Annotated in this window: 15 protein-coding genes; 12 read left to right on the top strand and 3 right to left on the bottom strand. The window is 63.3% G+C overall.

Annotation, left to right across the window (positions count from 1 at the left end; genetic code table 11):
• Window positions 1-6: 6 nt before the first annotated feature.
• The 12 genes from KF733_03385 (at window position 7) to KF733_03330 (ending at window position 12,031) form a co-directional block, all read left to right on the top strand.
• Window positions 7-2,073 (top strand): DNA gyrase subunit B, encoded by a 2,067-nt coding sequence (locus KF733_03385; GenBank protein ID QYK56527.1) that lies wholly within the window; start codon window positions 7-9, stop codon window positions 2,071-2,073.
• 76 nt (window positions 2,074-2,149) lie between these two features.
• The gene (locus KF733_03380) at window positions 2,150-2,974 is read left to right on the top strand and encodes a hypothetical protein (GenBank protein ID QYK56526.1); all 825 of its coding nucleotides are present in this window, start codon (window positions 2,150-2,152) and stop codon (window positions 2,972-2,974) included.
• A gap of 132 nt (window positions 2,975-3,106) precedes the next feature.
• Window positions 3,107-3,838 carry a PEP-CTERM sorting domain-containing protein gene (locus KF733_03375; protein ID QYK56525.1) on the top strand — a complete coding sequence of 244 codons (732 nt, stop codon included), beginning with the start codon at window positions 3,107-3,109 and terminating at the stop codon, window positions 3,836-3,838.
• A gap of 221 nt (window positions 3,839-4,059) precedes the next feature.
• Entirely contained in the window at window positions 4,060-4,806 is a 747-nt protein-coding gene (locus KF733_03370) for a PEP-CTERM sorting domain-containing protein (protein ID QYK56524.1), read from the top strand.
• Between the two features lie 88 nt (window positions 4,807-4,894).
• Window positions 4,895-6,028 carry an aminopeptidase gene (locus KF733_03365; protein QYK56523.1) on the top strand — a complete coding sequence of 378 codons (1,134 nt, stop codon included), beginning with the start codon at window positions 4,895-4,897 and terminating at the stop codon, window positions 6,026-6,028.
• The gene (gene rnhC / locus KF733_03360) at window positions 5,935-6,654 is read left to right on the top strand and encodes a ribonuclease HIII (protein QYK56522.1); all 720 of its coding nucleotides are present in this window, start codon (window positions 5,935-5,937) and stop codon (window positions 6,652-6,654) included. The genes KF733_03365 and rnhC overlap by 94 nt, the downstream gene beginning before the upstream one ends.
• A gap of 34 nt (window positions 6,655-6,688) precedes the next feature.
• Window positions 6,689-7,234: a bifunctional pyr operon transcriptional regulator/uracil phosphoribosyltransferase PyrR gene (pyrR, locus tag KF733_03355; protein ID QYK56521.1), complete on the top strand. Its 546-nt coding sequence runs from the start codon at window positions 6,689-6,691 to the stop codon at window positions 7,232-7,234.
• Window positions 7,231-8,163 carry an aspartate carbamoyltransferase catalytic subunit gene (locus KF733_03350; GenBank protein QYK56520.1) on the top strand — a complete coding sequence of 311 codons (933 nt, stop codon included), beginning with the start codon at window positions 7,231-7,233 and terminating at the stop codon, window positions 8,161-8,163. The genes pyrR and KF733_03350 overlap by 4 nt, the downstream gene beginning before the upstream one ends.
• Window positions 8,160-9,482, top strand: a complete 1,323-nt coding sequence (locus tag KF733_03345) for a dihydroorotase (protein QYK56519.1) — start codon at window positions 8,160-8,162, stop codon at window positions 9,480-9,482. Before KF733_03350 ends, KF733_03345 begins: the two co-directional genes overlap by 4 nt.
• Complete coding sequence (locus KF733_03340; GenBank protein ID QYK56518.1) at window positions 9,463-10,221, top strand: hypothetical protein; 759 nt, start codon at window positions 9,463-9,465, stop codon at window positions 10,219-10,221. The genes KF733_03345 and KF733_03340 overlap by 20 nt, the downstream gene beginning before the upstream one ends.
• 44 nt (window positions 10,222-10,265) lie before the next feature.
• Window positions 10,266-11,066 (top strand): prolipoprotein diacylglyceryl transferase, encoded by an 801-nt coding sequence (locus KF733_03335; GenBank protein ID QYK56517.1) that lies wholly within the window; start codon window positions 10,266-10,268, stop codon window positions 11,064-11,066.
• The gene (locus KF733_03330; GenBank protein ID QYK56516.1) at window positions 11,063-12,031 is read left to right on the top strand and encodes a bifunctional hydroxymethylpyrimidine kinase/phosphomethylpyrimidine kinase; all 969 of its coding nucleotides are present in this window, start codon (window positions 11,063-11,065) and stop codon (window positions 12,029-12,031) included. Before KF733_03335 ends, KF733_03330 begins: the two co-directional genes overlap by 4 nt.
• Window positions 12,032-12,399: 368 nt before the next feature.
• On the opposite strand, the gene KF733_03325 is transcribed toward KF733_03330, so the two are convergent.
• The 3 genes from KF733_03325 to KF733_03315 all read right to left on the bottom strand — a co-directional run bounded on the left by KF733_03325 (window position 12,400) and on the right by KF733_03315 (window position 14,577).
• A complete protein-coding gene (locus tag KF733_03325) occupies window positions 12,400-12,876 on the bottom strand; it encodes a hypothetical protein (GenBank protein ID QYK56515.1) in 477 nt (158 codons plus the stop codon).
• Window positions 12,877-12,918: 42 nt separating this feature from the next.
• Window positions 12,919-13,530 carry a hypothetical protein gene (locus KF733_03320; protein QYK56514.1) on the bottom strand — a complete coding sequence of 204 codons (612 nt, stop codon included), beginning with the start codon at window positions 13,528-13,530 and terminating at the stop codon, window positions 12,919-12,921.
• Between the two features lie 471 nt (window positions 13,531-14,001).
• On the bottom strand, window positions 14,002-14,577 hold the full coding sequence (locus KF733_03315; GenBank protein ID QYK56513.1) for a hypothetical protein: 576 nt from the start codon (window positions 14,575-14,577) through the stop codon (window positions 14,002-14,004).
• Between the last annotated feature and the right edge of the window lie 204 nt (window positions 14,578-14,781).

The following is a 14,781-nucleotide window of genomic DNA, read 5'->3' as shown; positions in this document are numbered from 1 at the left end:
AACAATATGGCTGTGCCAGAAAAGTTTGAACCTTCGGAGCACGAAGAGCTGACGTCCGCCCCCGGCGAGACCATCGCCCAACGCGTCGAGACCGCCTACGACGAGAGTTCCATCCAAGTCTTGGAGGGGCTGGAGGCCGTGCGCCGACGGCCCGGCATGTACGTTGGCGACAACGGCCGGAAGGGCCTGCACCAGATGTTCCGCGAGGTCTTGGACAACGCGGTGGACGAGGCGCTCGCCGGTTACTGCGACACGATCCACGTGGCGATGCACGCAGACGGCTCGATGAGCCTCTCGGACAACGGCCGCGGCATCCCGGTCGGCAAGCACGAGAAAATGGGGATCAGCACCCTCACCGTCGTGATGACGGTGCTGCACGCGGGCGGCAAGTTCGGCGAAGGCGGAGGCTACAAGGTCTCAGGCGGCCTGCACGGCGTCGGCGTCTCCTGTACGAACGCCCTTTCCCAATGGATGGTCTCTGAGGTCCGGCGTGACGGCAAGGTCTACCAGCAGCGCTTCGAGCGCGGCATCCCGGTGAGCGAGGTCGAAGTGGTCGGCGATACGACCGAGACGGGCACGACCCAGCGGTGGCTCCCCGACCCTGAGATCCTCACCGAAACCACCCACGACAAGAACATCATCAAGACGCGCCTGCGGGAGATCGCCTACCTCAACCCCAGCGTCACCATCCATTTCACGAACGACAACCACGAAGAGGACAACGAGACCTTCCACTTCGAGCGGGGCATCGTGCAGCTCGTCGAGGACATGAACGAGGCGTACGACTCGATCCACAAGCCCATCTACTTCCAGCGCGTGCGGGAAGGGATGGAGATCGAAGTCTCGATCCAGTACCAGACCTCTTACAACACCTCGATCCTCGCGTATTCGAACAACATCCACCAGCCCGACGGAGGCACCCACGTCTCCGGATTCAGCCAGGCCCTCACCCGCGTCATCAACGCCTATGCGCGCAAGATGAACTTCCTGAAGGAGAAGGACAAGAACTTCGCCGCGGACGACGTTTTGGAAGGCCTGACCGCGGTGATCGCGCTGAAGCTCGAGAACCCGTCCTATAACTCACAGGACAAGGTCAAGCTGGTTACGCCGGAAGTGCAGGGCGTCACGAACTCCCTGGTGGGCGACGGCCTCTCTACCTACCTCGAAGAGAACCCGCAGATCGCCAAGCGGATCGTGGACAAGGCGACGATCGCGCAGCGCGCCCGCGAAGAAGCGCGGAAGGCGGCGGAAGCGGTCAAACGCTCGAGCGCGATGGATTCGTTCGGCCTGCCCGGCAAGCTCTCCGACTGCGTGAGCAAAGACCCGACCGTGAGCGAGCTCTTCATCGTCGAGGGCGACTCGGCCGGTGGAAGCGCCAAGGGCGCCCGCGACCGCATGACGCAGGCGATCCTGCCGCTCTTCGGCAAGATCCTGAACGTCGAGCGCGCTCGTCTGGACAAAGCCCTGGACAACGACTCGGTCAAAGCCCTCATCTCATCGTTGGGCGTGGGGATCGCGGTCCAGACCGGGCGCAACAACGACGTCGCCGAGGACGAAGGCGAGGAGCCGCTGGACGAGAAGAAGAACGGCAATCCGAACTTCGACATCGACAAGCTGCGCTACCACAAGATCATCATCATGACGGACGCGGACGTTGACGGCGAGCACATCCGGACGCTGCTGCTGACGTTCTTCTACCGGTATATGAAACCACTCCTGGAGCACGGCTACGTCTACCTCGCCCAACCGCCGCTCTTCGTCATCAAGGTCGGCAACAACGACCGCTACTACGCCGCGGACGAAAAGGAACGGGACAGCATCATCGCCGGTCTGAAGAAGAAGAACTACCACGTCACGCGCTTTAAAGGTCTCGGCGAAATGAACCCGCAGGAACTCGAGGAGACGACCATGAATCCCGAGAAGCGCATGTTGCTCAAGATCGACTTCGACCCCGCCCGGGACATGACCGTCGAGATGATGTTCTCGCGCCTCATGGGCGACAAGGTCGAACCGCGCCGCGAGTTCATCGAGAAGAAGGCCCGCGAAGCGACGGACATCGACTGGCATTATTGAGGCGTGGGGCTTCGAATAGCGGGTTTCGGACGGGCCTCGACCCGAACCCCGAAACCGGACACCCCAAAACCCCGACATGCTGACTTTTCCGATCCGATCCGACAAGCTTTCGATGAACGTCAAGGTCTCGCGGGAGGTCGTGAGGCAAAGGTCAAAGTTCCAGGACATCTGGATCGTGGACACCGAGGTCTTCGGGCGGACCCTGTTGCTGGACGGGCACATCCAGTTGACCGAGTTCGATGAGAAGGCGTACCACGAGTTGCTGGTGCAGATCCCGCTTATGGCGTTGGCCGCCCCGAGGCGTGCGCTGGTGGTGGGCGGCGGAGACGGCGGCGTGATCCGCGAGATCTGCCGCCGGCCCGAGATCCAGCAGGTGGACATCGTGGAGATCGACCAGGCCGTGGTGGACCTCTGCCGGGAGCATATGCCCTCGCTCAGCGACGGCGCCTTCGACGATCCCCGGGTCCGCCTACACGTGGCGGACGCGTTCGAGTTCGTCAAGACGGCCGAGCCCGGCTACGACCTCATCGTCCAAGACAGCACAGACGTTTATGAGGAGGAGAGCGGCGAGCTGAGCGAGCGCCTCTTTACGGAGCCTTTCTTCCGCGACCTGGCCGGGCTCCTCTCGCCCGCGGGCCTGATCGTGACCCAGGCCGACAACCTCGTCTTTTGCCCTTATAGCCTAGAAGCAATCCGCGCGGACTTCGAAAGGGTCTTTTCCCAGGTCGGCTCCTACTGGGGGCTCGTGCCCTCCTTCGGCGGTTTTTCCGGCTTCTGCTGGGCATCCCACGGGGCCGCACCCAGCCCTTCCTGGGAGGCGGCGCCCTGGAGGCCGACCGCTCCCGTCCACCTAAACCCCCTGGTCTACGAGATGGCCTATAGCCGATTGCCTTATCGTTAACCCTAACGTGACAAGCACATATACCTGTTTCATATAAGCACCATAGATGTCGCCTTTACAGGTGAGATATTATAGCGACGCATCGTCTAGCACGGTGCAAGCCAGGCGACTGCTTGGAGAGGTTTAATCCACATGCGAAACACGATTCTCATCGCCGCCCTTGCGGTGGTCGGCACTGCCAGCGCGCAGAGTCTTTATAACAATGCGACCCCGGCCGGTCTGACCGCCGAAGGCCTCCGAACCGGTTCTCGCCCGGCTGGCGGCAGCTATTCCGAGGTTCAGAACCCGAACACCAACGCTGGCTACCTGGCGCAGGCTACCCAGGCCCGGATCGGCGACGACTTCACCGTGGGCGGCCCGGGCTGGATCGTCAACAGCGTCAACCTGTTCACCTACCAAACCGGCGCGACCACCACGACGATCACCGGCGGCAGCTTCGAGATCCGATCGGGCAGCGTCACCGGCGCCGTGGTCGGAACGGGCACCTTCGGCGGCGTGACCAACACGGACATCTATCGCATCTTCAACGCGCAGCCGGCTGACAACCGCCGCGTCCAGATGGTGACCGTCAACTTCGGCGCCCTCAACCTCGTTGCGGGCAACTACTGGCTGACCTACGACCTTGTCGGCAGCGGCTCGTTCAGCGGCCCGTGGGTTCCCACGCTTACTAAAGTCGGCGCTGGCACCACGACGGGTGCAAACGCGCAGCAGTTCTTCAGCGGCGCGTGGGCAGGCCTTGTCGACGCTGGCGGACCCCAGGACACCCCGTTCTGGATCAACGGCCAGGTCGTTCCGGAGCCGGCTTCGATGATCGCGCTCGGCGCGGGCATCGCCGCCCTCGTCGCCCGCCGCAAGAAGGCGTAAGCCACACCCGCGACACAGGTTGCAATGCGCCCTCCGCATCACGCGGAGGGCGCATTTCTCTTCATGAACTATCCTCCGACGAAGCGGCAGCGCTTCCCCCTCGGGGCCTAGCCCAGTAAATAGACTTGATTTCTATGAACGTCTGGCGTGGCTCGCCGACTATTCGGATAATATTGTTATAGCCGCTTGTCTAACCCAGGCTGCTGGAGAGGTACATCACCATGCGAAACACGATTCTTTTTGCCGCCCTTGCGATGGTCGGCGCCGCTAACGCGCAGAGCCTTTGGAACCAGGCCCTGCCGGGCTCTTTCGACAACACCGGTCTCGCCACCGAGAACCGCCCGGCCGGCGGTCGCCTGAGCGTGCTGGACACGGCTTCCGGCATGACCATTTTCGGCTTTGGTGCCAACGCCGCGAACAATACGGCCAAGGTCGCTGACGATTTCACGGTCGGCGGGCCGGGCTGGATCGTCCAGTCCGCGACTTTCTGGACTTACCAGACGGGCGCGACGACGACGTCCATCAACGGCGGCTCCTGGGAGATCCGCACGGGTAGCGACCCCAACTCGGGCGGGCTCGTTGCCACCGGCTCTTTCGGCGGCGTCACGCTGACCGACATCTACCGCGTCACTGACACTGCCAAGACTGACACCCAGCGCCGCCTCCAGCAGGTCACCGTGAACTTCGCGAACGTGAACCTCGCTCCGGGCACCTACACGATGGTCTGGGGCTTCACGGGCACTCTCGCCTCCGGCCCCTGGCAGCCGCCGCTCACCAAGACCGGCACGCTGAACACGGGCAACGCCTGGCAGAGCCTCTCGGGTGGCGCGTTCGCCCCGATCGTTGACGGTGCGAACCCGCAGGGCCTTCCGTTCTGGATCGACGGCCAGGTCGTTCCGGAGCCGGCTTCGATGATCGCGCTCGGCGCGGGCATCGCCGCCCTCGTCGCCCGCCGCAAGAAGGCGTAAGCCAAAAAGCCATTCTCGACCTCGCAAGCCCCTCGGCCTCAGGCCGGGGGGCTTCGATTTTTTCGGTACGGCGGGGTAGCCTCGGGCCATGCTCGATCCCCGCGTGACGCGCCTGGCCGAACTCCTCTGCACGCACTCCACCAGGCTCGACCCCGACGACACCGTCTTGGTCCACGCCTTCGACATCCCGGAGGAAGTGGTCGCGGAGGTCGTGCGCGTCGCGCGGACGAAGGGCGCTGACGTGCTTGTGCGGATCGAGTCCACCCGGGTGAACCGGGCGCTCCTTCTCGGCATGACGGAGCGCAACGTCCGGAAAATCGCGGACAACGACCTGCACGAAATGAAGTCGGCGACGGCCTATATCAGCCTGCGGGGCGCGATGAACGTCTACGAGCAGAGCGACATCGACGCCGAAACCCGCTCGCTCTGGCAGCGCCTGCACGGCACGCCCGTCCACTTGGAGCACCGGGTCAACCACACGAAGTGGGTGGGACTGCGCTGGCCGACGGCCAGCATGGCGCAACAGGCCTCCATGTCCACCGAGGCTTTCGAAGACTTTTACTTCAATGTCTGCACAATGGACTACGCCCGGATGGAGGAGGCGGTCAAGCCGCTCGAAGACCTGATGAACCGCACCGATCTCGTCGAGATCAAGGGGCCGGGGGAGACGAACCTGACTTTCAGCATCAAGGGGAACGGCAGCAAGCCCTGCGTCGGGCTCCGCAACATCCCCGACGGCGAGTGTTTCTCCGCGCCCGTGCGGGACTCCGTGAACGGCGTCATCGCCTACAACACGGTCTCGCTCTACCAGGGCATCGAGTTCACCGACGTGCGCTATGAGCTGAAGGACGGGAAGATTGTGGACGCCCGCGCTGGCGCGAACACCGAGCGCCTCAACCAGATCCTCGATACGGACGAGGGAGCGCGCTATATCGGCGAGTGGTCGCTTGGGTTCAACCCGTTCGTATTGCATCCCATGAAGGACACCCTCTTCGACGAGAAGATCGCGGGCAGCTTCCACTTCACCCCCGGGAACTCCTACGCGCCCCCCGGCGGAAACGACAACAAGAGCGCGATCCATTGGGACAAGGTGGTGATCCAGCGCCCCGAATATGGAGGCGGCGAGGTGTGGTTCGACGGAGTTTTGGTCCGGAAGGACGGCCTCTTCGTCCTGCCGGATCTTCAGGGCTTGAACCCAGACCGGTTGGGGGCTTCGTCGTAGTCGATTGCCGGGTCGGGGTCGATGAGAGCGGGAAGGGCGACTACTTCGGCCCGCTGGTCGTCGCGGCCGTCTACGTCGGGCCGGAACACTATGCGGAGTTGGAAGGCGTGCGCGACAGCAAGACGCTGACGGACGCGAAGTGCCACGCGCTGGCGGGCGTCATCAAGCGCACCTGCCCTTACGCGACGGTCGTCATCGGCCCCTCGAAGTACAACGAGCTTTACGAAAAGATCGGCAATTTGAACTCCCTGCTGGCCTGGGGCCATGCCCGCGCCATCGAGGACGTGCTGGTCAAGGTCGATTGCACGTATGTGATCTCAGACCAGTTCGCCGACCCTGCCGGGCTCAAGCGCAGGCTCATGGAACGCGGCCAGAAGGTAACGCTGGAAAGCCGGGTCCGCGGCGAATCCGACCTCGCGGTGGCGGCCGCATCGATCGTCGCCCGCGACGAGTTCGTCCGACGCCTGGCCAAGCTTGGCGAGCCTTATGGCGTCGCTTTGCCGAAGGGGGCGGGGCCCCAAGTCGTGCAGGCGGCAAAGCGGCTCTACCAGGAGCGCGGACGGGACGCGCTGGCCCAGGTCGCCAAGCTCCATTTCAAGACGACCCAGCAAGTGGTCGCGGGCTAGGCCCGCCCCCTGCTCCATCCACCATAATGGCGGAATGCCTTCGTTGTTGCTCGACGCCGCCGGGATGAAGCGGACGCTCGGGCGCATGGCGCACGAAATATTGGAGCTTAACGGCGGGTCGGAAAACCTCGTCGTCGTCGGGATTCTGCGGCGCGGCTATCCCGTCGCCAAGCGGCTCGCCTTCACGATGACCCAGATCGAGGGGGTCACGATCCCGTGCGGCAAGATCGACGTGCGGTCCAGCCGAGACGACCGCCCCACGACGGCGGGCGAGGATCAGAGCGAGATCCCTTTCGAGGTGGAGGGCAAGACCGTCATCCTGGTGGACGAGGTGATCTTCACGGGCCGCACGATCCGCGCCGCACTGGACGTTTTGCTCAAGTTTGGCCGCCCCGCCTGTGTTCGACTGGCGGTCTTGGCCGACCGGGGCCACCGCGAACTTCCCATCGAGCCCAACACGGTGGGTAAGGTGATCGATACGGAGCGAGGGGACCACGTGGAAGTACGGCTACAAGAATTTGACGGCGACGACGCAGTGATCCTCGTCCGGGCGGACGAGCGCGAGGCGGCCTCTCGATGAGCCGCCACTTGCTGGCCATCCGGCAGCTTGAGCCCACGGAGATTCGCGAGCTCTTAAACCTGGCCCGCGACTTCAAGAAGCGCGTGGTGGCCGGGCAGGACACGACCGTGAAGACGCGCCGGGCCATCGGGCTTCTGCTGTTTGAGAACTCGACCCGCACGCGCGTCAGCTTCGAGCAGGCGGCCAGCTACCTGGGCCACCGTACGGTGAACTTCAGCGGCGCGGGAAGTTCGATGCGCAAGGGCGAGACGCTGAAGGACACGATCCTTACGCTTCGTTTCGAAAGGTTGGAGGCCCTGGTCATGCGACACCCTGCCGCGGGCGCGGCCGCCCTGGCCGCCAAAGACTTCGGAAGCCCCGTGATCAACGCGGGCGACGGGCAGCACGAGCACCCGACCCAGGCATTGGGCGACGCGCTCACGATCATGGAGCGCAAAGGGGGGCTGGACGGGCTCGTGGTCGCGATCGTCGGCGACGTGAACCATTCGCGGGTGGCCCGCTCGAACGCCTGGCTGCTCACGAAGATGGGCGCGGAGGTCCGCTTCGTCGGCCCGCGGACGCTCATGCCGAGCAACCCCGCCAAGCTTCCCGGCTCGGTCTACTACGACCTCCGCACGGGGGTGGCGGACGCCGACGTGATCATGTGCCTTCGGTTGCAGCGTGAGCGAATGGACGACGGGCTGCTGACCTCGGTGGGCGAGTACCGCCGCCAATACCAGGTGACGCGGTCTGTCTTGCGATCGGCCAACCAGGACGTGCTGGTGATGCACCCTGGCCCGCTCAACCGCGGGGTCGAGATCGACGATTCGACCGCCGACGGCGCGAACAGCGCGATCGCGGACCAGGTGTCGAACGGCATCTTCGTCCGCATGGCCGCCTTGCACTGGGTCTTCGAGGAAGCCAAAGTCGCGGCCGGAGGCAAAGCGTGAGGACACTCCTTCGAAACGGGCGCATCCTGGATCCGTCGCAAGACCTTGACATGGTCGGCAACGTCTTGCTCGAAGACGCGCAGATCATCGAGCTCGGGCCGGAGACTTCCGGCGACGCAGACCGCGTGATCGATTGCTCCGGGCTGTGGATCGCCCCTGGCCTGGTTGACATGCACACCCACCTGCGAGAGCCCGGGCAGGAGCACCGCGAGACCATCCGCAGCGGCACCATGGCGGGGGCGGCAGGAGGCTACACGAACCTCTGCTGCATGCCGAACACGTCGCCGCCGCTGGACAACCCGGCCCTGGTCGACTTCATCCTGGATCGTGCGGCCTCGCCCGATTCCGGCGGCATCTTTGTCGCGCCGGTCGGCGCGCTCACGGTGGGGCAGGAGGGCGAGCAACTTTCCGACATGGCCGCGCTGAAGCGGGCGGGGGTCGTCGCGGTGAGCGACGAAGGCAACCCGATCCAGAACGCGCGGGTGATGATGCGGGCGATGGAGACCTGCCTGCAGATCGACCTCCCGATCATGGCCCACTGCGAGGAAAAGTCCCTCAGCGAGGGGGGCTGCATCAACGAGGGCACGATGAGCGCGCTACTAGGCCTGCCCGGCATCCCGCGCACGGCCGAGGAGATCGCGGTCATGCGCAACGGCCTGCTCTCCCTGAACACGGGCTGCCGCCTGCACGTGATGCGCGTGAGCACCTGGGGCACGATCGAGATCATCGGCCGGCTCAAAGACCTCGGGGCGCCGGTGACCTGCGACGTCTGCCCGCACCACTTTATCCTGACCGAAGAGGAGATCGGCGAGTTCAACCCGCACTTTAAGACCTCGCCCCCGCTCCGCACCCAGGTCGACCTTGACATCGTGATGCAAGGGTTGGCGGGGGGCGTCATCGACGCCATCGCCAGCGACCACTCGCCATACGCCAGCCATGAGGTCTCCGTCCCGATCGAGGAGGCTCCGTTCGGCGGTGCCGCCCTGGAAACCACGCTCGGCGCGACCCTGACCTACCTCACCCACCCGGGTGTCCTTTCGCCGCTACAGACGTTTCGCAAGCTCAGCACGACGCCTACAGAGATCTTGCGGCTGGACGCGGGCACCCTGCGGCCAGCCGCGACCGCGGTCGCCCAGATCGTGCTCGTCGACCCGAACGTGGAATGGTCGTTCGACCCGCAGCGCACCTTCAGCCGCGGCAAGAACTCGCCCTTCGCCGGTGCGGAGTTCCGCGGGAAAGTCGTGATGACGATGTGTGGAGTCGAAGTCTATCGAGACCCCCTCTTTGACGAGAGCCGTTTTGCGACGCCTGTGGCCTAGCCTCGCCCTGCTGGTGACGGCGGGGTGCCTTCAGCAGGAGACGATCCCGGACCCCAACGAGCCGTTGGCGGGCCAGCAGTATTCCGGCGCCCAGGTGCAGACCATGGTGCGTGAGATTTTTCGCGTGGCGGACGCCCAGGTTCGCAGCGGTCGACTGAGCCCCTCCCAGCGCGACGTGGTGGTCAGTCGCGAAGTGGGATCGATCGTCGCCAACGTCGACCCCGAGAAAGTCCGTCCGACCGAGGCCTGGCGCTATGGCGACGCCTTCCGCATCGCCGGACGGTGGCAAACCGCGGAGCGTCTTTTCAAAGTCGCCGTACAAGCGGCCAAGACCAACGACCGGCTCGTGAACGACAGCTTGAAGCTCGCCCGGGTCGAAGCCCATCTCGGCAAGATCGACGAGGCCCTTGCCCACGTCCGCTCGACCTACAAAGCCCCGCCGACCGAGAAGGCGCCGATCCTGATGGCGACCGCCTATGAGATCGTGCCCGAAGCCGTGGGCAAGGATCGCGACAAAGACCTCGCCGGGCTCCTGCTCGAAGCCATCGAGCAGCACTCCGAGACCATCGTAGACCCGACCTCCGACGCCGGACGCGACTTCCTCAAGGCGAAGCCCCTCCACATCGCCCATGCTTACACCCTGGCCGCGCGCCTCTTCCAGAGCGCGGGCGACGATGAATCGGCCCGGAAAGCGATCGAAGCGCGCGAACAAAGGGCCTCTGACTCGCTGGCCTTTTGAAGCAGCCCCCAGGTGACCGGCGTCTATAATCGCTGTAGGCCGACATGCATCCCGTGCTCTTCCAGATCGGCAATTTCCCTGTCCGGACGTTCGGCGTCCTGCTGGTGGTCGGCGTGCTTGTCGCCACTTACATGGCCCAGCGCAGGGCGACTCGGCACGGCATCGCGGCCGAGAAGGTGTGGGACGCGGTGATCTGGCTGGTTTTGCCCGGCATTCTCGGCGCACGCATTTTCTACATCGTTCAGCACCTGGACTTCTTCACCAAGAACCCCGACCAGCTCCTGAGCCTGCGTTTTGAGGGGCTGACCAGTTTTGGTGGCCTTGCCTTCGGATTCATCGGGCTCCTGCTCTGGACCCGCCGCGAGAAGGTCTCGATGCCCGTCTTTTTGGACATCGTCGGCGTCCCCGTGCTCGTCGCCCAGGCGATCGGCCGGGTGGGATGCCTGATGAACGGCTGCTGCTATGGGCGGCCCACGACCGAGTGGTACGGCATCCATATCCATGGCCTGGCCGAGCGGCACGTGCCCGCCCAGTTCACGGACATGGTGCTGATGCTGGCCGGCGCGGGGATCATCGCCTGGGTCGAGCGGCACCGTCGGCTCGTGGCCGGCCAGTCGTTCTCGCTCATGCTCGTGGCCTATGGGCTCAGCCGGTTCTTCTATGAGTTCTTCCGGGCGGGGACGGAGGAGGAGTTTCGTATGGGCATCGCCAGTTCCTCCTACTTCATGGGCTCGCCGATCACCACCGCCCAGCTCGTGAGCCTGCTCATGGTCGGGATCGGCTTCGTCGTCTACGTTTACTTCCAGCGGCGCCAGACCGGCACCGTCCAGACTGCGGGCGCGTGAGTTTCCGACTCCTTCTCGAGCAGTTCGTCGGCGTGCAGGCGCTCGTCGTCGGTGACGTGATGCTGGACGAGTACATTTTCGGCCGCGCGACCCGGATTTCGCCAGAGGCGCCCGTCATGGTGGTCCGCCAAGAGGGGACGCGCGCCGTCCCCGGCGGTGCGGCGAACGTCGCAAAGAACCTTGCCGCCTTGGGCGCGAAAGTCCGACTGATCGGGGTGGTGGGCGACGATGCGGCGGGGCGCGCGCTGGCAGAAGCGCTGGCCACCGATGGGATCGAGGCCCGGCTCGTCCGCGACCCGGCCCGGGTGACGACCCGCAAGACGCGCGTCCTGGCTGATTCCGCCCACCAGGTGTTGCGGATCGACGAGGAGTCGACTGGCCCGCTCTCCTCCGAAGCGGAAGCCGAGCTGCTCGAAGCGGTCGCCCCTTGGGCGGCCGCCGCTCAGGTCAGCGTGCTCAGCGACTATAGCAAGGGAGCCTTGCAAGACGGAGTGGCGGCAGCAGTGGTGCGCGAGTCGCGGGTGAGCGTGGTGAACGCGAAGCCGAACCGCGCTGAGCGCTTCCAGGGCGCCTCGCTTGTGACCGTCAACCGCGCTGAAGCTTCGGCCTTGCTGGGTGGAGCTGAAGTTTCTCCCGAGCACGCCCTTGGTCAAGCAAGGGCGATCGCGGCCAAGATCGGCGTCCGCGCGGTCGCCATCACGATGGGGGGCGAGGGGCTTGTGGCATCCACCCCAAACGGAGAGTTCCAATGCCCGGCGCCGAAGGTCGAGGTTTATGACACGGCCGGCGCGGGCGATACGGCCTGCGCGACCCTGGCCCTCGGCCTCGCCGTGGCCGGTTATGAGGAGCCGGTCTTCAAACTAGCGGTCGCGACATCGGCCGAGGTCGTCCGCAAAGTCGGCGTTGCCGTACCGAGCCGTGAAGACCTTGTGCGCCTCCAATTTGCCGACCAGTCCCCAGTGTAGGGCTCATTTGCGGTGTCTTTAAGCGGCAATTGCGGGTTCCACTCCGAGAAGTTGCCCATAGAACAATCAAGCTAGTAGCCCCTTGAACCTGGGCCTCTAGTTCCAAGTCACGTTTTTTTTTGGGTGCAGTTGTGGTCATTTCTCCACGGTGGCTTTTTTGATGGTTTGCTGATAAGACTCAAGGACGCTGTCCCAAAGTACGAGCTTCGGCTTTCCCGTCTGCGCGGCTAATAGAGCTCAAGTTCGGTCGCCTCCACGATTCGGCCTCTGACCTTCATCACCAGGCCCGTCCCGCATTGACTTTATGATACGCTACAGATTTGGGGGGGGCCTAAAGTTCTACTTGCTCGCGTTGCGGCAGGCTCCAGCTAGCCCAACGGTACCGAGGTCTCGTTCGCCAGTAGGCTGGAGATTGCGCCAGGGAAGGCGTCCAGGACTGACCTGGCCGCGTCGTGGCTGTCGTGAACCTCGAGATTGTCCGCGTGTCCTTTGGTCTTCGCGAGCTTCTCTTGCAGGAGTCGGGCGGCGTCCGCCTCACTTGCGGAGGCGCGTTCCGTCCAATCCCCCGCCTCGTCGTCAGTGAATGCGACATCGTGTCCGTTCATGCGAAGGAACGTGACGGTGGCGACGAAGGCGGTGGCCTCGTTGCCCCGGTCAAAGGGTCGCATCCTGCGGAATCCGACAAGCATCCGGGCGGCTTGGGCGACGGGGTCGAGGCTGTTGCCGCGGCCGTACTGGTAAAAGGTGGCTTCCTCAAGCCGGTCGTAACGGTACGGTTGCGGCGCCCCGGTCACTTGAAGGTTGATCCAAAGCATGTCGGGGACGGTGAGGTAGTGCAACGCCACAGGGTTGAGATTATGGCGCGCTCCGGGGGCGAAGCATGGTCGTCAATTCTGGGCCTGAGCCAGTTTTTCGTCATAGCGCCGTAACTGCTCGTTCCAGGTCACGATGTCGACCTTATCGATGGCGACTGGGTCGGGCTCGGGGAACCCGGGCACACCAAGCGATTCCAGTTCCGCCTTGTGGGTGGCGACCCGGTTTCGGTACCAACGGAGCCGCTCGACTCCGCGCGGTAGGGGTTTCTCGGCCGGCCAGTCCGCCATGAACCGGGTGAGGACAAGCGCCTTCACCAAGCCGGGGAGCAGAGGACCGTCCGGCCCGGAGACCACGTCCAGTTCGATGGCCGTTTTACGACCGTCCTGCAAGGTGACGAGGTTCGAGACGTTGACTTGGGTCCTGCCATCGTTCGGTAGAAACTTCGGTTTGCCTTGCGGAGCGGCCCCTTTCATCTGGTCACTGAGAAATCCGGCAAAGAAGATACGGAACTTCTCCTTCGTCATCCCAAGTGCCTTCATTTCGTTCGGTTCGGCCAGATCGAACAGAGTGTCCGCTTCACCGGCCCTGGCGGCCTCGACCGCCCGGACCGCCGTATCGCTTAGACCGGGCTTGGGTCGAAGGAGCCATGCGCCGAGCAGGCAACCAACGAAGAGGGCTGTCACTACTGCCAGCCGTTTCGGTCGTTGCCGCTCATCAGTGCCTCTGTCCGTCAGCTACAATCCCCCTGTCCCACACAGGCTTCACGGGTTCCGAAGTGGTGGCACCAAGCCTTCCAAGTCTGGCCCCAGCACACCCACTCTCCAAAGATTTGTTTACACGTTGTGGTGAGCTCGATGCAGCACTTTGTCTGTCCGCCTCCGACATATCCGTTGCAAGGCTTGGGAAACGTCTTGCAGGGCGGATCACCGCTCTGGTCGCAACTTGGCCCATTCTCTGGAGGAACGGGGCAATCCTCGGTGGCTATCCCCAGCCACGGTTCAGGTGCAGGTTCGGGATAGTCTGCACCAGCTGCAGCGAGTGCCAAGATGCACGCGCAGAGTGCCAAGAGGGTCGTTCGAACGTATCCTAACAGTTCGTTGCGATTCGAATTGTTACTGCTTTTCGCTTGGATTTTCATCTTGAGTAAGTTTGGGCTAAGGTCGGGAACCCGCGTAAAGGTCGAGAAGCATAGGATTGCCGGTGCGAGTTCTGTTGACGATTTGCCCCGACAAGAGCACAGAAAGCACTCTTTTGGGAACGTAAGGTGAGGCAATATCTTCATTACCGTTGCAAAAAATGTCGAAGTACATCACGGCGTTCTCTCGATACTCCATGGCATGCCCCTTTGTCCATTCGTTAAGCCCTGGTCTTTCCAACCATTTAGCTTCGTAAAGCACGTATGCGTACGTAATGGCACCGTTGATGCGGGCTTGTGTAAAGTCCGCGATGTACTGATTCCCGCCGCAAGGACTTTTCAGGATATCCCAGTGCTTTTTAACGCCTTCGGGCAACCAATAGGTTTCAGGCGGGAGACCCATAGCATAGGATGAATGAAAGGCATTCTCGTCGCCATCGTAATCCCCCGCGTATAGCTTCGTTGTAACATACAGTTGGCGAAGATTTTGGACGCTGGTTCCGATCGCGGCGCCCCGCTTCGCTCCACTCATTATCGGGTACATGACGCTCGCTAGGACGAGAATGATGGTAAGGGCCGTCAATAACTCAGCCAAAGTAGAAGCTCTTCGCATCACTCACCAAACGCAGCCCTCACTGAGCTAGCTTTCCCGCCAATGATAGTTAATGTTAAGGGCGCTTCGTCGTAAAAATCCTTTGGCAGAACCTTGTAGTTTTCGTCCGCTATGAAGGAGCCATTGTACTTTTCGTTCCACCTGGATACTAGTATCTCCGCACCATTTCCGGCGATAATTATTGCG

It is taken from the genome of Fimbriimonadaceae bacterium, from assembly GCA_019454125.1.
Lineage (GTDB): Bacteria > Armatimonadota > Fimbriimonadia > Fimbriimonadales > Fimbriimonadaceae > JALHNM01.
This window is presented reverse-complemented; position numbering and strand designations above follow the sequence as displayed.

What these genes read in the sequence shown, in the direction of transcription:
- KF733_03385 (QYK56527.1), top strand. Translation starts at nt 7, where the DNA reads ATGGCTGTGCCAGAAAAGTTTGAACCTTCGGAGCACGAAGAGCTGACG.
- KF733_03380 (QYK56526.1), top strand. Translation starts at nt 2,150, where the DNA reads ATGCTGACTTTTCCGATCCGATCCGACAAGCTTTCGATGAACGTCAAG.
- KF733_03375 (QYK56525.1), top strand. Translation starts at nt 3,107, where the DNA reads ATGCGAAACACGATTCTCATCGCCGCCCTTGCGGTGGTCGGCACTGCC.
- KF733_03370 (QYK56524.1), top strand. Translation starts at nt 4,060, where the DNA reads ATGCGAAACACGATTCTTTTTGCCGCCCTTGCGATGGTCGGCGCCGCT.
- KF733_03365 (QYK56523.1), top strand. Translation starts at nt 4,895, where the DNA reads ATGCTCGATCCCCGCGTGACGCGCCTGGCCGAACTCCTCTGCACGCAC.
- pyrR (QYK56521.1), top strand. Translation starts at nt 6,689, where the DNA reads ATGCCTTCGTTGTTGCTCGACGCCGCCGGGATGAAGCGGACGCTCGGG.
- KF733_03350 (QYK56520.1), top strand. Translation starts at nt 7,231, where the DNA reads ATGAGCCGCCACTTGCTGGCCATCCGGCAGCTTGAGCCCACGGAGATT.
- KF733_03335 (QYK56517.1), top strand. Translation starts at nt 10,266, where the DNA reads ATGCATCCCGTGCTCTTCCAGATCGGCAATTTCCCTGTCCGGACGTTC.